15 protein-coding genes are annotated in these 15,122 nt (G+C 60.2%); 12 read left to right on the forward strand and 3 right to left on the reverse strand.

Annotation, left to right across the window (positions count from 1 at the left end; translation table 11 throughout):
* Window positions 1–66: 66 nt before the first annotated feature.
* Window positions 67–1,329: a urate hydroxylase PuuD gene (locus ACYQ6M_RS19980; protein ID WP_460075180.1), complete on the reverse strand. Its 1,263-nt coding sequence runs from the start codon at window positions 1,327–1,329 to the stop codon at window positions 67–69.
* 122 nt (window positions 1,330–1,451) lie between these two features.
* Here ACYQ6M_RS19980 and ACYQ6M_RS19985 point away from each other — a divergent pair, with 122 nt between their 5' ends.
* Window positions 1,452–2,372, forward strand: coding sequence for a LysR family transcriptional regulator (locus tag ACYQ6M_RS19985; protein WP_460075182.1), 921 nt, complete (start codon window positions 1,452–1,454; stop codon window positions 2,370–2,372).
* 30 nt (window positions 2,373–2,402) lie between these two features.
* Here ACYQ6M_RS19985 and ACYQ6M_RS19990 read toward each other — a convergent pair whose 3' ends face one another.
* On the reverse strand, window positions 2,403–3,338 hold the full coding sequence (locus tag ACYQ6M_RS19990) for a LysR substrate-binding domain-containing protein (RefSeq protein WP_460075184.1): 936 nt from the start codon (window positions 3,336–3,338) through the stop codon (window positions 2,403–2,405).
* Window positions 3,339–3,474: 136 nt separating this feature from the next.
* On the opposite strand from ACYQ6M_RS19990, the gene ACYQ6M_RS19995 reads away from it, so the two are divergent.
* The 9 genes from ACYQ6M_RS19995 to ACYQ6M_RS20035 all read left to right on the forward strand — a co-directional run bounded on the left by ACYQ6M_RS19995 (window position 3,475) and on the right by ACYQ6M_RS20035 (window position 12,377).
* Window positions 3,475–3,951, forward strand: coding sequence for a TRAP transporter small permease (locus ACYQ6M_RS19995; protein ID WP_031269776.1), 477 nt, complete (start codon window positions 3,475–3,477; stop codon window positions 3,949–3,951).
* Window positions 3,948–5,246: a TRAP transporter large permease gene (locus tag ACYQ6M_RS20000; RefSeq protein ID WP_023002131.1), complete on the forward strand. Its 1,299-nt coding sequence runs from the start codon at window positions 3,948–3,950 to the stop codon at window positions 5,244–5,246. Before ACYQ6M_RS19995 ends, ACYQ6M_RS20000 begins: the two co-directional genes overlap by 4 nt.
* Window positions 5,247–5,294: 48 nt before the next feature.
* Window positions 5,295–6,308, forward strand: a complete 1,014-nt coding sequence (dctP, locus tag ACYQ6M_RS20005; protein ID WP_209014434.1) for a TRAP transporter substrate-binding protein DctP — start codon at window positions 5,295–5,297, stop codon at window positions 6,306–6,308.
* Window positions 6,309–6,398: 90 nt separating this feature from the next.
* Complete coding sequence (locus ACYQ6M_RS20010; RefSeq protein ID WP_460075187.1) at window positions 6,399–7,499, forward strand: NAD(P)/FAD-dependent oxidoreductase; 1,101 nt, start codon at window positions 6,399–6,401, stop codon at window positions 7,497–7,499.
* Complete coding sequence (locus ACYQ6M_RS20015; protein WP_228148067.1) at window positions 7,474–7,779, forward strand: (2Fe-2S)-binding protein; 306 nt, start codon at window positions 7,474–7,476, stop codon at window positions 7,777–7,779. Before ACYQ6M_RS20010 ends, ACYQ6M_RS20015 begins: the two co-directional genes overlap by 26 nt.
* On the forward strand, window positions 7,772–9,175 hold the full coding sequence (locus tag ACYQ6M_RS20020) for an FAD/NAD(P)-dependent oxidoreductase (protein ID WP_460075189.1): 1,404 nt from the start codon (window positions 7,772–7,774) through the stop codon (window positions 9,173–9,175). Before ACYQ6M_RS20015 ends, ACYQ6M_RS20020 begins: the two co-directional genes overlap by 8 nt.
* Window positions 9,172–9,513, forward strand: coding sequence for a RidA family protein (locus tag ACYQ6M_RS20025; protein ID WP_228869800.1), 342 nt, complete (start codon window positions 9,172–9,174; stop codon window positions 9,511–9,513). The genes ACYQ6M_RS20020 and ACYQ6M_RS20025 overlap by 4 nt, the downstream gene beginning before the upstream one ends.
* Window positions 9,514–10,125: 612 nt before the next feature.
* Window positions 10,126–10,896: a Stf0 family sulfotransferase gene (locus ACYQ6M_RS20030; RefSeq protein ID WP_460075191.1), complete on the forward strand. Its 771-nt coding sequence runs from the start codon at window positions 10,126–10,128 to the stop codon at window positions 10,894–10,896.
* Between the two features lie 140 nt (window positions 10,897–11,036).
* On the forward strand, window positions 11,037–12,377 hold the full coding sequence (locus ACYQ6M_RS20035) for a mechanosensitive ion channel family protein (RefSeq protein ID WP_460075193.1): 1,341 nt from the start codon (window positions 11,037–11,039) through the stop codon (window positions 12,375–12,377).
* 217 nt (window positions 12,378–12,594) lie between these two features.
* On the opposite strand, the gene uraH is transcribed toward ACYQ6M_RS20035, so the two are convergent.
* Window positions 12,595–12,948: a hydroxyisourate hydrolase gene (gene uraH, locus ACYQ6M_RS20040; RefSeq protein ID WP_062490355.1), complete on the reverse strand. Its 354-nt coding sequence runs from the start codon at window positions 12,946–12,948 to the stop codon at window positions 12,595–12,597.
* A 226-nt stretch (window positions 12,949–13,174) separates the two neighbouring features.
* Between uraH and puuE the strand changes: the two genes are divergently transcribed.
* Together puuE and ACYQ6M_RS20050 are read left to right on the forward strand one after the other, a co-directional pair.
* Complete coding sequence (puuE, locus tag ACYQ6M_RS20045) at window positions 13,175–14,569, forward strand: allantoinase PuuE (protein WP_460075728.1); 1,395 nt, start codon at window positions 13,175–13,177, stop codon at window positions 14,567–14,569.
* Window positions 14,566–15,063: an ureidoglycolate lyase gene (locus ACYQ6M_RS20050; RefSeq protein ID WP_460075195.1), complete on the forward strand. Its 498-nt coding sequence runs from the start codon at window positions 14,566–14,568 to the stop codon at window positions 15,061–15,063. Before puuE ends, ACYQ6M_RS20050 begins: the two co-directional genes overlap by 4 nt.
* Window positions 15,064–15,122 lie beyond the last annotated feature (59 nt).

Raw genomic sequence — 15,122 nt, forward strand, 5'->3', positions numbered from 1 at the left:
GACGTTGCCCCAAACAAAAACGCTCCCCGCGAGGAGGAGCGTCCCGGGTGGATCATCTGTAGATGCTCAGTGCGTTGCGGCCATACCGAAAGACAGCTGTCCACGGGCGTTCTTGTACCATTCGATGATCTTCTTGCGCTCGTCTTTTTCCATGAAGGAGACGTTGGCGGGCGGCATGGCGTTGGTAACGCCTGCCTGGAGGTAGATCTGTTTTGCGGCGCGCACGACGTCTGCCTTGGTTTCCAGATGCAGGCCCTTGGGTGCCCAGTGGATGCCTTCATAGAAGGGTTCGCGGGCGTGGCACATGCCGCAGCGGCCGGGAATGATGTTCATGACATCATCGATGCCTTCCGCATTGGCGAATACCTGTTCGGTCTGCGTCAACGGACGGGCATCCGAAGCTTCCCAGGTATCCTGCTGGAGCGGTGCCATGGACAGCTGGATGATGGCGACGAACAGGATCGCCGTTGCCAGCCAGGTCCAGGTCGGTGCCGGAGCACCCGTGTGCTTGGTGTTGAAGTAATGCCGGATGGTGACACCCATCAGGAAGACAAGAGCAGCAATCAGCCAGTTGTATTCCGAGGCAAAAGCGAGCGGATAGTGGTTGCTCAGCATGAGGAACACGACCGGCAGGGTCAGGTAGTTGTTGTGGGTGGAGCGCAGCTTGGCGATCTTGCCGTATTTTGCATCCGGGGTACGCCCTGCCTTCAGGTCCGCCACCACGATCTTCTGGTTCGGAATGATGATGAAGAACACGTTCGCGGTCATGATCGTCGCGGTGAAGGCACCGAGATGCAGCATGGTGGCACGGCCGGTGAAGATCTCGTTGTACCCGTATCCCATGGCCACCAGCAGCGCGAACAGCAGCAGCATCAGCAGTGTCGGGCTTTCGCCGAGCTTTGACTTGCACAGCCGGTCATAGACCAGCCAGCCGATGGTCAGAGACCCGGCGGAAATCAGGATGCCCTGCCAAAGGGCAAGATCGGCCTTTGCCGGATCGATCAGGTAAAGCTCGCCGCCGACCCAGTAGACGACCATCAGGAGAGCCGCGCCGGACAGCCACGTGGAATAGCTTTCCCATTTGAACCAGACCAGGTGTTCCGGCATGTTTTCCGGGGCCACAAGGAACTTGCGGATGTGATAGAAGCCGCCGCCGTGGACTTGCCATTCCTCTCCATGAGCCCCCTTGGGCAGATCCGGAGCTTTCTTCAGGCCAAGGTCCAGCGCGACGAAATAGAACGACGAGCCGATCCAGGCCATCGCCGTAATCACGTGCAGCCAGCGAACCGCAAAGGCGATCCAGTCCCAAATGATGGCAATGTCCAGCATTGCTTCCCCTCCAAATTCGTTTGACCCAAGCTAGCTCATGCAAGAATTTTCTGGTATCTCGGGATAATTCCGAGCAGTTTCAAAAAAATCGGAACAATAAACCGGCCCGGTTGGACATCCTCATGGCGTATCTGGAAAACATCCGAACCTTTCTGCGCGTTTACGAGCTGGGCAACATGTCCGCCGCCGCACGCGATCTGCGGATTTCCTCCGCCGTCGCGTCGTCGCGGGTGTCCCAACTGGAAGAGCACCTGAACGTCCGCCTGTTCCAGCGAACCACCCGAGCCCTCAGCCCGACAGAGCATGGCAACTTGTTCTATCGCGGTGCAACAAAAATAATCGAGGCGGTGGAAGAAGCAGAAGCGGAGATCAGCAATGTCACCCGTTCACCGCGCGGCACGCTGTTTGTTGCCGCCCCCATCGGCATGGGCCAGCGGCTGATCGCCCCGGCGATCCCGAAATTCAAGGAAGCCAATCCGCTGATCGACATTCGCCTGCGCCTGTCCGACCGCAAGGTCGACCTGACGGGCGAAGGTCTCGATGCCGCGTTCTTCCTTGGCCTGCCGGAAGATTCCAATCTCAAGATCCGCAAGATCGCCGATTGCGACCGGCTGCTTTGCGCCTCTCCGGAGTATCTCGCCCGCAAGGGCAACCCGAAAACAAGCGACGAGCTTGCCGCCGGCCGCCATGACTGCCTCAACATGCGTTATCCCGGTGCACCGGAATTCCAGTGGCCGCTGCAGACGGAAAATGGCGTCAAGCGCGTCGCAGTGTCCGGCCCGTTCGAATCCGACCATGGCGATGTCCTGACCGGCTGGGCGCTGGAAGGCCACGGCATCGTGCTGAAACCGGCGTTTGAAGTTGCCGACTATCTGGCTTCGGGCAAACTGGTGCCGGTGCTCAAAAACGAACCGCCGATCCCGGTGCAGATGGCCTGCCTTTACACGCACCGCCGCCGCCAGGACCCGAAAGTACGCCTCTTCCTGGATTTCATGGTGGCGCATATCCAGAAGTCACTTGCGGAGTTGGCGAACGCCCACTGAGGTTAGCGGTCTCACCTCTTCACCAAGACCTCAAGGAAGATCGCGGAGACCGGCAGCTCTCTCCACGAGTGTCTTGATCTCGGCACGCAAAACCTCAGCAAAGCTTTCCACCAGAAGGGAAAGCGGCCGGTTGGCCGGAGTAAGCAGCGACATGTTGAGAAAGCACTCCGGCTTGAAAGGCCGAAAGACCAGGCTGTTCTGGTCGCCGAAACTTTCCTGGTGGCTGATCGCCGACAGTCCCTCGCAGATCGTGTAGCACAGACCTTCGGAAACCAGCTGCAGCGCGGGCAGGAACGTCCTGAGCTCGAAGCGCTTGTTGAGCCTTGCTCCGGCTTCATTAAAGGCCTTGCGGGTCTGTTCGCTGATCGAGTGATCGTCAAACAGCATTGCCATCGGCTTGCCATCAAGATCAGCGGGTCTGATGACTTTCTTGCGGGCAAGCGGATCGTCCTTAGGCACAGCGCAGACCCCCGGCAAGGCAAAGACTTCCGAGATAATGGTCCGCCGCGGCTCCGGTGTTTCGGCAAAGCCGATATCGTATTGCTGGGAGGCGATCCAATCGGTGACGACGGGCGATGAGCGCATCATCAGCGAGGCTTCGATGTCGGGCTTGTCTCGCAGGAAGTTGGCCAGAACCCGGGGCATGAAGAAACTGGAGGCAGCCGGATTGCAGGCAATACGCAGCTTGCCCTTTTCCAGGTTGCCGATGTCCTGCAGCGTGCGGGTGGAACGTGTCAGCCGTTCCAGCAGAAACTCCGCTTCCTCCAGAAAATAATGCGCTTCGGGCTTGGGCACGAGGCGGCCGCGTTCGCGCTCGAACAGCTGGAAGCCGACCTCCCGTTCCAGCCCTGCGATCATGGCGCTGACGGCAGGCTGCGTTCGCCCCAGCGCACGCCCTGCTTCGGAGACAGATCCGGTGCGCATTACCTGCACGAAAGTCTGCAATTGGCGGAAGGAGAGGTTCATAACCAAACTATAAAGTCACTCTATCAAAGTAGCAATATTTCGAATTTGCCTTTATGGATTAGCCAACTCCATACTCCCCTTCCAGACAGAGGGTGTTCGAGCGCCAAAAAAGGGCGCCAACAATACGGGGGTGGTTTTGGAACGGTTCACGCAGTGCCTTTTGACGGCTCTGATCCTGATCGTTGCGCTTGGCCAGTTTGTTCAGGTCGTCACGCGCTACGTGCTTCAGGTCCCGGTGATGGGGCTGGAAGAAACGATCATGTATCCGACGCTGTGGCTCTATATTTTCGGCGCAGTCAACGCCTCGCGGGAAAACAGCCACATCCGCGCCAACGTCCTTGAAATCTTTCTCAAGACAGAGCGCCAGCACACCATACTGGCCATCGTCGGCGAGTTGATCAGCCTCGTTGTCGGCATCTGGCTGCTGACCTGGGCGTGGGACTACACCCGCTATGCCTGGCGGGTCTGGCGCGAGAGCCCGACCCTTTACATCCCGACCTTCTATGCAGACGTCGCGCTGGTCGTCGGGCTGGTGCTGATGATGGCCTACACCGTCACCTATCTGCTGGTGCATGTCCGCAGCCTGCGGACGGCGGAAGGAGGCGCGCAATGATCGAGATCGCGCTTCTGGCCATTCTGGTTCTGGTCATCACGCTGACCCTGGGGGTGCCGCTACCCTGGTGCTTCGGCGCCGCACTGATGGTCATGTATTTCATCGGCGACGTTACCATGAAAGGCATGGTGCTCTGGGGCTTCCAGCAGCTCGGCAACCCCGCGCTGCTTGCCATTCCTCTGTTCGTTCTGGCCGGCACCATCATGTCGGAAAGCGGAATAGCAGCGGCCTTGCTGCGGTTCGTCAATTCCTTCGTCGGTCATGTCCGTGGCGGTCTGGGCGTCGTTGCGGCGGTCAGCTGCGCCATAATCGGTGCGATTTCCGGTTCGGGCCTCACCGGTATTTCCGCCATTGGGCCTCTGCTCATTCCCGAAATGGAAAAGCGCGGTTATCCAAGGGAATACGCCACCGCGCTGATCGCAAACTCGTCGATCCTCGGCCTGTTGATCCCGCCGTCCCTCTCCATGATCCTGTTCGGCTGGGTAACGGACACGTCGATTGCAGCCTGTTTCCTGGCAACGCTCGGCCCAGGCCTCTTGATCATGTTCAACTTCTCGGCCGTGAACCTCTGGATGGCGCGCAAGTTCAACCTGGTTCTGGACGAAAAGCCGACTGCGCGGGAGTTCACCGCCGATATCACGAAACGCGGCATCTATGCCTTTCCGGCCCTCCTGATGCCGGTGATGATCCTTGGCGGCATCTACGGCGGCATCATGACACCGACCGAATCCGCCGCTCTTGCGGTCATCTACGCAATCCCGGTCGGCTTCCTGATCTACAAGGGCCTGCGTCTCGACAACTTCCTCTTTGCCGGCAAGGAAGCGGCGACGGCAGTTGGCGCGATCATGCTGATGATCCTGTTTTCCATGATCCTGGGACAGATGTTCGTCTATGAGGGCGTGCCGCAGAAACTGGTCAGCGTCATCTTCGGCATCACCGAGAACAAGATCGTTCTGCTGATCCTGATCAACATCCTGCTGTTCCTGATCGGCATGGTCGTCAACGATGCCACCGCCATCATCCTGGTGGCGCCGCTTCTGCTGCCGCTGATGCAGGCGCTCGATATCAGCCCGGTCCAGTTCGCCGCGATCATGGGTGTCAACACCGCCATGGGCGGGGTCACCCCGCCCTATGCGTCGATCCTCTATCTCGGCGCACGCATCGGCAAGGTGAAGGTCACCAAGGTCATTCCGCCGGCGATGTTCCTTGTGCTGACAGGATATGTGCCGGTGGTCTTCCTGACCTCTTTCTGGCCGGATCTTTCACTCTACCTGCCGCGTCTCTTTGGCTACTGAGCCGGCTCATAAACACAGAATCGAACCGACTTTCTTGGGAGGACAAACATGAAAACCACGGGGAACACCAACATGAAGAAATTTCTGACCGCGACTGCCGTCGCAACACTGATCGGACTTTCCGGAGCTGCCCAGGCGGCCGATTTCAAGATGAGCCACGTCCGCCCACAGGGCGCGACCATCGACGTTGAACTGAAGGCCTATGCCGAAGCCGTGAAGGAAGCCACCGGCGGCGACGTCAACATCGAGATCTACGCCGCTTCGGCCTTGGGCGACTACACCACCGTCCAGGAACGTGTGTCCGTCGGCGCCATCGAAATGGCAACCCAGCCGGCGGCAACCGGCACGGACAGGCGCATGCAGATCGCGTCCGTGCCGTTCCTTGCCTCCAACTGGGAAGACGCCCGCAAGATCTACGGTCCCGGCGGTGTGCTGCACGAAACCATGGCCGAACTGTTCTCAAAGCAGGACATCACCATGCTCGCGGCCTACCCGGTCTATTTCGGCGGTATTTCGCTCAACCGCGACGCTGTCACACCGGGCACCACCGAGCCAAAGGGCATCAAGGTTCGTGTTCCAGGCATCAAGAGCTTCCAGCTCACCGGTGAGGCGCTCGGCTATATTCCGGCACCGATCCCCTTCTCCGAAGCCTTCACGGCCATTCAGGTCGGTGTGGTCGACGGTGTCATCGGCTCCGGCGCGGAAGGCTACTACGCGTCGTTCCGGGACGTGACCAAGTCCTACATTCCAGCGAACACTCATTTCGAGGTCTGGTTCATGATCATCTCCAACGAGGCTCTTTCCGGTCTCGATGAAGACGACCAGGCGGCCATGAAGAAGGCTGCTGAAGACTTCGAGGCTGCACGCTGGGTTGTTGCCGAGGAAGACCAGGGCAAATGGGAACAGCGTCTTGCCGACGAACTCGACGCGAATGTGGTTGAACTCACCGACGAACAGCTTGCAGGCATGGCTGCCAAGGTTCGCGAAACGGTCTGGCCGGAGCTTCTCAACGATGTCGGTCAGGAGTGGGGCCAGTCGATCCTCGACAAGGCCCTGAACTGAGGGGCCCTTAACTGAGGGGCCCTTAACTGACAGCAGTGAACCGCCGGGCGGCGACCGCCGCCCGGACATTGACATTATTCGGGAAACATCATGGAATCGGACTACGCCATCATTGGTGGAGGCGTCGTGGGGCTTTCCGTTGCCTGGGGTCTGCTCCAGCGCGGCAGGTCGGTCACCGTTCTTGACGGGGACGACGGCAGTTTCCGCGCCAGCCGGGGCAACTTTGGCCTCGTCTGGGTGCAATCCAAGGGCATGAAACAGCCTGCCTATGCCCGCTGGTCGCAGCGCTCCGCCGCCGCGTGGGCTGATTTCGCAGCCAGCTTGCGCGAAGCCACCGGATTCGACGCGGCGCTGGAGCAGAAGGGCGGCTACGATCTCCATTTCTCGGACGAGACACTCGCCGAGACCGTTGCCCAGTATGAGATTCTAAAGGCAAAGCTTGGCGGTGATTATCCTTATGAAATCCTGGGCCACAACGAACTGCGCCGGGAAGAGCCGGAAGTCGGCCCGAAGGTTGCCGGGGCCATTCTTCATCATCAGGACGGCCACGCCAATCCGTTGAAGTTGCTGCGAGGCCTTGCTGCCGGTGTACGCGGCAACGGCGGAACCGTGCTGAACGGCAAGACGGTCGACACGGTCACGCGTGACAGCTCTTTCAGGATCAACTGCAGCGATGGCACCGTGGTCGAAGCGAACAAGCTGGTGCTGGCTGCCGGTCTCGGTTCGGCTGCACTCGGCCCGAAACTCGGCTTCAAGGCGACTATCCGGCCGCAGCGCGGCCAGGTTCTGATTACGGAAAAACTGCCCAGAATCCTCAACCGGCCATCCCTGATTGCACGCCAGGTCGATGAAGGTGGCATACAGATCGGCGCGACCAACGAAGAAGTCGGCTTCAACGACAAGGTCACCGCCAAGGGGCTTGCCGGTCTCGCGGCGGAAGCGATCGCCGCCTATCCCATTCTGGCCAAGGCTCAACTGGTGCGCAGCTGGGGTGCCTTGCGCGTTCTCTCGCCTGACGGCCTGCCGATTTATCAGGAAAGTCCGGAGATGCCGGGCGCGTTCCTCGTGACCTGTCATAGCGGCATCACGCTAGCCGCCGCCCATGCCTCTTTCCTGCCCGACTGGCTGGAAAAGACAAACACGGCGCCAGACCTGGAGGTGTTCAGTGAAGACCGCTTCGCCCTTTCGTGAGCTGGAACAAGGTACCGGGCGGGTCCGCGTTCGCTTCGCCGGCAAGGACCTGATGCTGCGCGACGGTGGTAATCTGGCAGCCGAACTTCTGGCTGCCGGTGTCCGTTCCTTCCGGCAGACGCCCGTTTCAGGCGCAGAGCGTGGGCCGTTCTGCATGATGGGCGCCTGTTTCGACTGCCTGGTTGAAATAGACGGCGTTACCCGGCAGGCCTGCATGTGCGAGGTCAGCGCCGGCATGAATATTGGCATGCCGGGCACCGGAGGAGATGGTGATGCTTGAAGCTGATCTCCTTGTCCTCGGCGCCGGTCCGGCGGGAATGGCGGCTGCCAGAACGGCTGCGGATGCCGGGCTTTCCGTTCTGCTTCTGGACGAGCAGGCCCGGCCTGGCGGACAGATCTATCGCAGCGTCGGAAACGCGCCGGAAGGCCGGGCGCAGATCCTTGGCAGCGATTACACCAAGGGAAAGGCTCTCACCGAGGAGCTGGATCATCCGATGATCCGGCATCTGAGCGGCGCAACCGCGTGGCAAATCGAAAAAGGGCCACGCGTCTCCTTCACACGAGACGGTGCTGCCTCCGCCGCAAAAGCCAGACGCCTGCTGATAGCCACCGGCGCGCTGGAACGGCCGATGCCAGTCCCGGGCTGGACCCTGCCGGGCGTGATGACCGCAGGTGCGGCGCAGATCCTGTTGAAGCAATCCGGCCTCATGTGCGAAAGGGCGGTTCTGGCCGGAAGCGGTCCACTGCTTTATCTGGTCGCCGCCCAGATGTGCCGGGCAGGTACACCGCCGCTGGCTCTGGTGGAAACACAGACATTCGCCGACAGGCAGGCAGCGCTTCGGCATTTGTTCGGTGCGTTGCGCGGCTGGCGGCTGCTTGCCAAGGGGTTGGGTCTGCTTGCCGAAATCCGCAAGGCAGGCGTTCCCCGCTACACCGGCGCATCGGCAATTGCCATTCAAGGCAAGACGCAGGCCGAAACGATAAGCTTCACATCGGGAGGCAAACGGCACAGCCTGGATTGTGCAACGGTGCTGCTGCATCATGGTGTGGTACCCAACCCCCAGGCAGCACGTTCCATCGATGTGCCGCATCACTGGAACGAAGATCAGCACTGCTTCGTGCCGGAAAAGGATGGCTGGGGCCGCACGCAGCTTCCGGACGTCTTCGTTGCGGGCGATGGCGCGGGTATTGGCGGCGCAACAGCTGCGCAGCTTCAAGGCAGGCTGGCCGCTCTGGAAATCTCGTGCGATCTCGGCAACATCACGCCGGCAGATCGTGACCGGAACGCCGCCCCGTTAAATCGGCAACTGGAAACCGAAATGGCCGCCCGGCCCTTTATCGACAGGGCCTATCCGCCTTTCCGCGAAGCCTTGCTGCCTGCAGACGACACCATCGTCTGCCGTTGTGAGGAAGTCACAGCAGGCGATATTCGCCGATATGCCGGTCTGGGCTGCCTTGGACCCAACCAGACCAAAGCTTTCGGACGGCCCGGCATGGGCCCGTGCCAGGGCCGCTATTGCGGCCTGACGGTCACGAACCTTCTTGCGGACGAAAGCGGCCGTTCACAGGACGACACCGGCTATTACCGCATCCGGCCACCACTGAAACCGGTCACACTCGGTGAACTGGCGGCCATGACAGACCTAGAAACCGACGAACAGGAACCCGTCACATGATAGAACGCATCGAAACCGGCCCCCGCATGAGCAAAATCGTCAAGCACAACGGTGTTGCCTATCTGTGTGGACAGGTGGGCGATGGCACGAGCGTCACCGACCAGACCCGGGATTGCCTGTCGCGCATCGACGCTTTGCTGGAAAAGGCAGGGTCCTCACGCAAGAACATTCTGCAAGCCATCGTTTGGCTGTCGGACATGAGCGACTTCGCCGACATGAACTCCGTCTGGGACGCCTGGGTACCCGAAGGACATGCCCCCGCACGTGCCTGCGGCGAATCCAAACTTGCCCGGGCGGAGCTGAAGGTCGAAATCATTATCACCGCCGCCTGCGACTGATGGTGGTCTGACAGTCGTCGCTTGGCGTAACTTGAGTGCTTGCCAGCAAGACCTCAGACGCAAACATACGCCGGTGCTAATCCCTTGAAGTCCCTCCGGGCGAGCAACGCGAGACCCGGGGTCTGCTCATTTCCAGAATTCAGGCGTGGTTCTGAATGCGCCCGCTTCAGCGAGCTGCCTCTGCGAGTAGGCCCCGGATTTGCGCTGCGCTTGTCCGGGGTGACGGCCTTGGGGCGGGGATTGAACGAAAACGGCACTGCCGGCTATGGCAAACGAAACGTCTGCGCGGTTGGCAAGGTATCCCAAAGCCTGTCCGGCAACAGGGACGATCTTCCAGCCCCCAGCCCCCAGCCTCCAGCCCCCTCATCCTGAGGAAGCGCGCAGCGCTGTCTCGAAGGATGGGCCGCTTGCTCCGGATTTACCGCCAATAGTTCGAGGCATCGGCCAACCGCGGGATGAGCGACCCTCTCTGGCAAATTCACGGACAGAGTGTTGCCCGCCGGACACCCCTTGATCAAAATCCGTCGCAAGTTCAAGCCAATGTCCGGTGCAATCCCCTCGCTTTGCTTCAGCTATCTTGCACCTGTCACCGATCCTTGAAATGAACACCCCATGATCGGCTACTCGTCCTACATCCTGTGCACCTCCCCCCGTAGCGGCAGCACGCTGCTCTGCAAGCTTCTGGCGGCGACGGGTGTTTCCGGGCATCCGGGCTCCTATTTTCACGAGCCGTCCCAAGAGGATTGGCTTGAGGACCTGAATGTCGATGTTGTGCCGGGGGAAAACGAGCAGGCAACGCTGCGCCGCATCTTTGCGGCAGCTATCGAAAAGGGCACGCGGGGCAAAGGTCTTTTTGGTCTGCGGCTGCAGCGGCACAGCTTCGATTTCTTCATGAAACAACTTGCCATCCTGCACCCGGCCCATGAAAGCGATCTTGCACGTCTTGAAGCAGCCTTCGGCAAGACGCTGTTCATTCACCTGACCCGTGCTGACAAGGTCGACCAGGCGGTTTCCTTCGTTCGCGCCGAGCAATCCGGCCTCTGGCACAGGGCTCCGGACGGCACCGAGCTCGAGCGATTGTCGGAACCGCGCGAATTGCAATATGACGCCGCTGAAATCCGCGCCTGTCACGATCGCTTCACCCGGTTTGACCGCGACTGGCAAGCCTGGTTCGAAATCCAGGGCATTTCCCCACTTCGGATTACCTATGACGCGCTTTCGGCAGACCCGCAGGCCACGCTGAGACTGGTTCTTCAACGGCTCGGCCTGGATGCGTCAGCAGCGGAGGGTGTCGTGCCCGGCGTTGCCAAACTGGCAGATGCCACCAATGCCGACTGGGTGTCCCGTTTCCGCGCTGAGCTGGAGATCGACAGCGCCAGCTAAAGCCGCCTGTGTGAACCACCTGCACGGCCGCGCCGTATCCTTCTCGAAGAAGCACGCGTTTTGCAGCCGCCTTGGCCGCGGGCCAGGAATGCTGTTAAGCTGTTGATGCTTCGACGGGAAACAGACGGACGGGTGGTTTGATGAACCTCGAAAGTTTCGTTGCCGAACTTCAATCCTGGGCCACGCTGGCTCTCAGCTACCTGACGGCGCCCTGGTTTGCCTATCAGCTCGCCATCATCGTAGTTCTGTTCGGCCTGGCCAAGCTGCTGAGCCTTCGCGTCGAGCCGAGGCTTGAAGCCCGTGCACGGGAAATCAGAGGCCATCCGGGCCTGCTTCGTGTGGTGGTGGCCCTGCTCCGGCGGATCGAGTGGATCTTCTTCAGCCTGTTCCTGTTCATTGCGCTTACGGTGATGCGCAGCGTCACCTGGCCGAGCCGGAGCCATTTCATCGCGATCGCCCTGTCGCTGTCGCTCGCCTGGCTGTTTGTCTCGGTTCTGTCGAGGGTTATCCGCAACCGGCTGGTGGCAAGAACGCTCAGCTGGCTCGCCTGGATCTATGTTGCGCTGGTCATTCTGGGCTTTGATGACGAGGCCGGCACCTTCCTCGACAGTCTGGCGTTGCCACTCGGCGAGATGCGGTTGTCCTTGCTGCTGATCCTGAAGGCGGTTCTCTTGCTGTTTGCAACCGTCTGGGTCGCGGTGGTCCTCGGGCGCTATTTCGATGAGCAGGTTCAAAAGTCGGATGAGCTGACCCCGTCGATCCGCGTGTTGATCGGCAAGGTCGCCAAGTTCGGGCTGATCCTGGTGGCCGGAACGATTGCGCTTTCATCCGTCGGTATCGATCTCTCCGCCTTCACCGTCTTTACCGGGGCGGTCGGCCTCGGTCTCGGGTTCGGCCTGCAGAAGGTCATTTCCAACTTCATTTCCGGCATCATCATCCTGCTCGACAAGTCGATCAAACCGGGCGACACCATCTCGCTCGAAGGCACCTTCGGCTGGATCCGCGAGTTGCGCGCCCGCTTCGTTTCCGTCGTAACGCGGGACGGACGCGAATATCTGATCCCGAACGAGGACTTCATCACCCACCGTGTGATCAACTGGTCCTTCAGCGACGAACTTGTCCGCCTTGACGTCAATTTCGGCGTTTCCTACGACGCCGACCCGCATGAAGTTTCGAAGCTTGCCATCGAAGCGGCGATGACGGTCGGCCGGGTGGAAGGCTCCCGCCGTCCGGTCTGCTGGCTTACGGGCTTCGGCGACAGTTCGCTCGACTTCGTCCTGCGTTTCTGGATCCGCGATCCGCAGCAGGGACTTACCAACGTACGCGGCAAGGTGTTGCTGGCGCTTTGGGACACCTTCAAGGAAAACAACGTCGGCATCCCGTATCCGCATCGGGAGATAATTTTAAAGAAGGAGACGGGCAATGGATTGCCTGCCGAGGCGTTCCAAGAGGTCCGCGGAAAGCAGAATGAAATCGATTAGCCGGTAGCGATCCAACCTTGTCCGGACGGGTGTTCACCGATCGAAGCTGTCGATACCCCGGCTCAGCAAAAAACCTCATCCTGAGGAGGACCTTAGGTCCGTCTCGAAGGATGGGCCGCTTGTTTGGAGCAAGGGTCCCATCCTTCGAGACGCGAGCAGGCTCGCTCCTCAGGATGAGGCTGAAACTTTGGAAAGACACTCGAAACAGCGACTTTCCTCAACTCCCCCGGTAAGTCGAATAGCTGAACGGCGAGACCAGAAGCGGCACGTGGTAGTGGGCTTCTTCCGACATGCCGAACCGCAGCGGCACCGTGTCGAGAAACTTCGGGTCGGGCAAAGCGATTCCTGCGGCGTCGAAATAGGCACCGACATGGAACACCAGCTCGTAGGTTCCGGTCTTGAATTCGTCTTTCGGCAGGATCGGGCTGTTGGTGCGGCCGTCGTCGTTGGTTTCCAGGCTGCGGACGTAGGTCCTGTTGTCACCATCAATTGCATAAAGATCGATCTTGATGCCTTTTCCAGGGCAACCCTGGGCGGTGTCGAGCACGTGAGTCGTCAGGTAACCGGCCATATTGGCCTCCTCCAAATGTCAGTTTGCGCGCATGATGCTGTGGGCCTCAATCGAAGGGCACCCGTGGTTCACAGGAAGCACTTTCTAAAAAGACGAGAAAGTCATGTCCATTATTCTGTTTTATAAGAAGACAACATGCCAGCCCTTGAATGAGGCATAGTCTTTGCTTGGTTCAAAACACGTTGGTATCACGAGGAGGTCCGTCTTGAATCGCTATTCCCGGAACATGCGTGGCTATGGTCAGAACCCGCCGGATCCAAAGTGGCCAGGCGGGGCCAGGGTCGCTGTCCAGTTCGTGTTGAATTACGAGGAAGGCGGCGAGAATTGCGTGCTGCATGGCGATGCGGCGTCCGAGGCGTTCCTGTCCGATATTCCGGGTGCCGCCCAGTGGCAGGGCAAACGCCACTGGAACATGGAATCCATCTATGAATACGGCGCCCGCGCCGGTTTCTGGCGCCTGCACCGGCTGTTCACGCGGGCTGATATTCCGCTGACCATCTATGGTGTCGCTTCCGCTTTGGCCCGCAGCCCGGAACAGGTGCAGGCCATGAAGGACGCCGGTTGGGAAATCGCCAGCCATGGCCTGAAGTGGGTCGAACACAAGGATATGCCCGAGGCCGAGGAACGTGCGGCCATTGCCGAGGCGGTCCGCCTGCACACGGAAGTGGTCGGCAGTCGCCCGCTCGGCTGGTACACGGGCCGCTGCTCGGAAAACACCGTTCGCCTCGTCGCCGAGGAAGGCGGTTTTGCCTATATTTCAGACACCTATGATGATGATCTGCCCTATTGGCTGGATTCCGATGGCCGTGATCAGCTGATCATTCCCTATACGTTGGAAGCCAACGACATGCGCTTCGCGACGGCACCGGGATGGACGGATGGAGAGGATTTCTTCCTCTATCTGAAGAACGCCTTCGACATGCTCTATGAAGAAGGCACGACAGACACGCCGAAGATGATGTCCATCGGCCTGCATTGCCGCCTCGTCGGCCGTCCGGGCAAGATCATGGCGCTGAAGAAATTCATCGATCATATCCAGGCTCATGAAGGCGTCTGGTGTCCGCGCCGCATCGAGATCGCGGACCATTGGGCCAAGACACACCCGCCGCAGAAAGGTCTTCGCCCCAGCCGTATGGAAAAAGCCGAGTTCGTCAAAACCTTCGGCGGCATCTTCGAGCACTCCCCCTGGATCGCCGAACGTGCCTTCGAGCTGGAACTCGGCCCGGCTCATGACTGTGCCGCCGGTGTTCACAACGCGCTGTGCCGCATGTTCCGTTCCGCAAGCGAGGAAGAGCGCCTCGGCGTTCTGACTGCCCACCCGGATCTTGCCGGAAAGCTGGCACAGGCAGGCCGCCTGACGGCGGAAAGCACCAACGAGCAGGCCAGCGCCGGTCTCGACATGCTGACCGACGAGGAACGCGAGACCTTTACCCGGCTGAACAATACCTACGTCGAAAAACACGGCTTCCCGTTCATCATCGCAGTGCGCGATCATGACAAGGCCTCGGTCATGGCTGCCTTTCAGCGCCGGATCGACAACGACCGGGCGACCGAATTCGAGGAAGCCTGCCGCCAGGTGGAACGGATTGCCCAGTTCCGGCTCAAGGACCTGCTGCCGTGAGCCGTCTCATTGCCCCATCGATCCTGACCGCAGAGGCCTTCGCCCCCTATGGCGATGTTCTCGAGGTGGCGGGCGCACCCGACAAAATCATAAATCAGGGCATGTGCGGCCGTCATCATGACCGGGCGAAGCTCGACTTCGGCGAAGGCCGGGCAGGCATTAGCCTGTTCGATGCCAAGGCGCGGTCGTTTCCCTATGTCGTCGACATGGTCGAGCGACACCCGGAAGGCAGTCAGGCCTTCATACCGCTGGACGGTGTGCCGATGCTGGTTGTCGTCGCTGACGACGAGAACGGCCAGCCGGTCGACCTGAAGGCATTCATCAGCCAGCCCGGACAGGCGATCAACCTGTATCGCGGCACCTGGCACGGTGTTTTGGCCCCGCTCTGGCAAGCGGGCCGCTACGCGGTCGTGGACCGCATCGGGGAAGGAACCAACCTGGAGGAACACTGGTTTCCCGACCCTTGGACAGTGGAGGCCGACAACAAGGAATAAGCCTCCCTTTCAGAACGATCCCTGCCCGCTCAACGAGGCGGAGACGTTCACACGACCTT

Source organism: Roseibium sp. ROS1, from assembly GCF_054658215.1.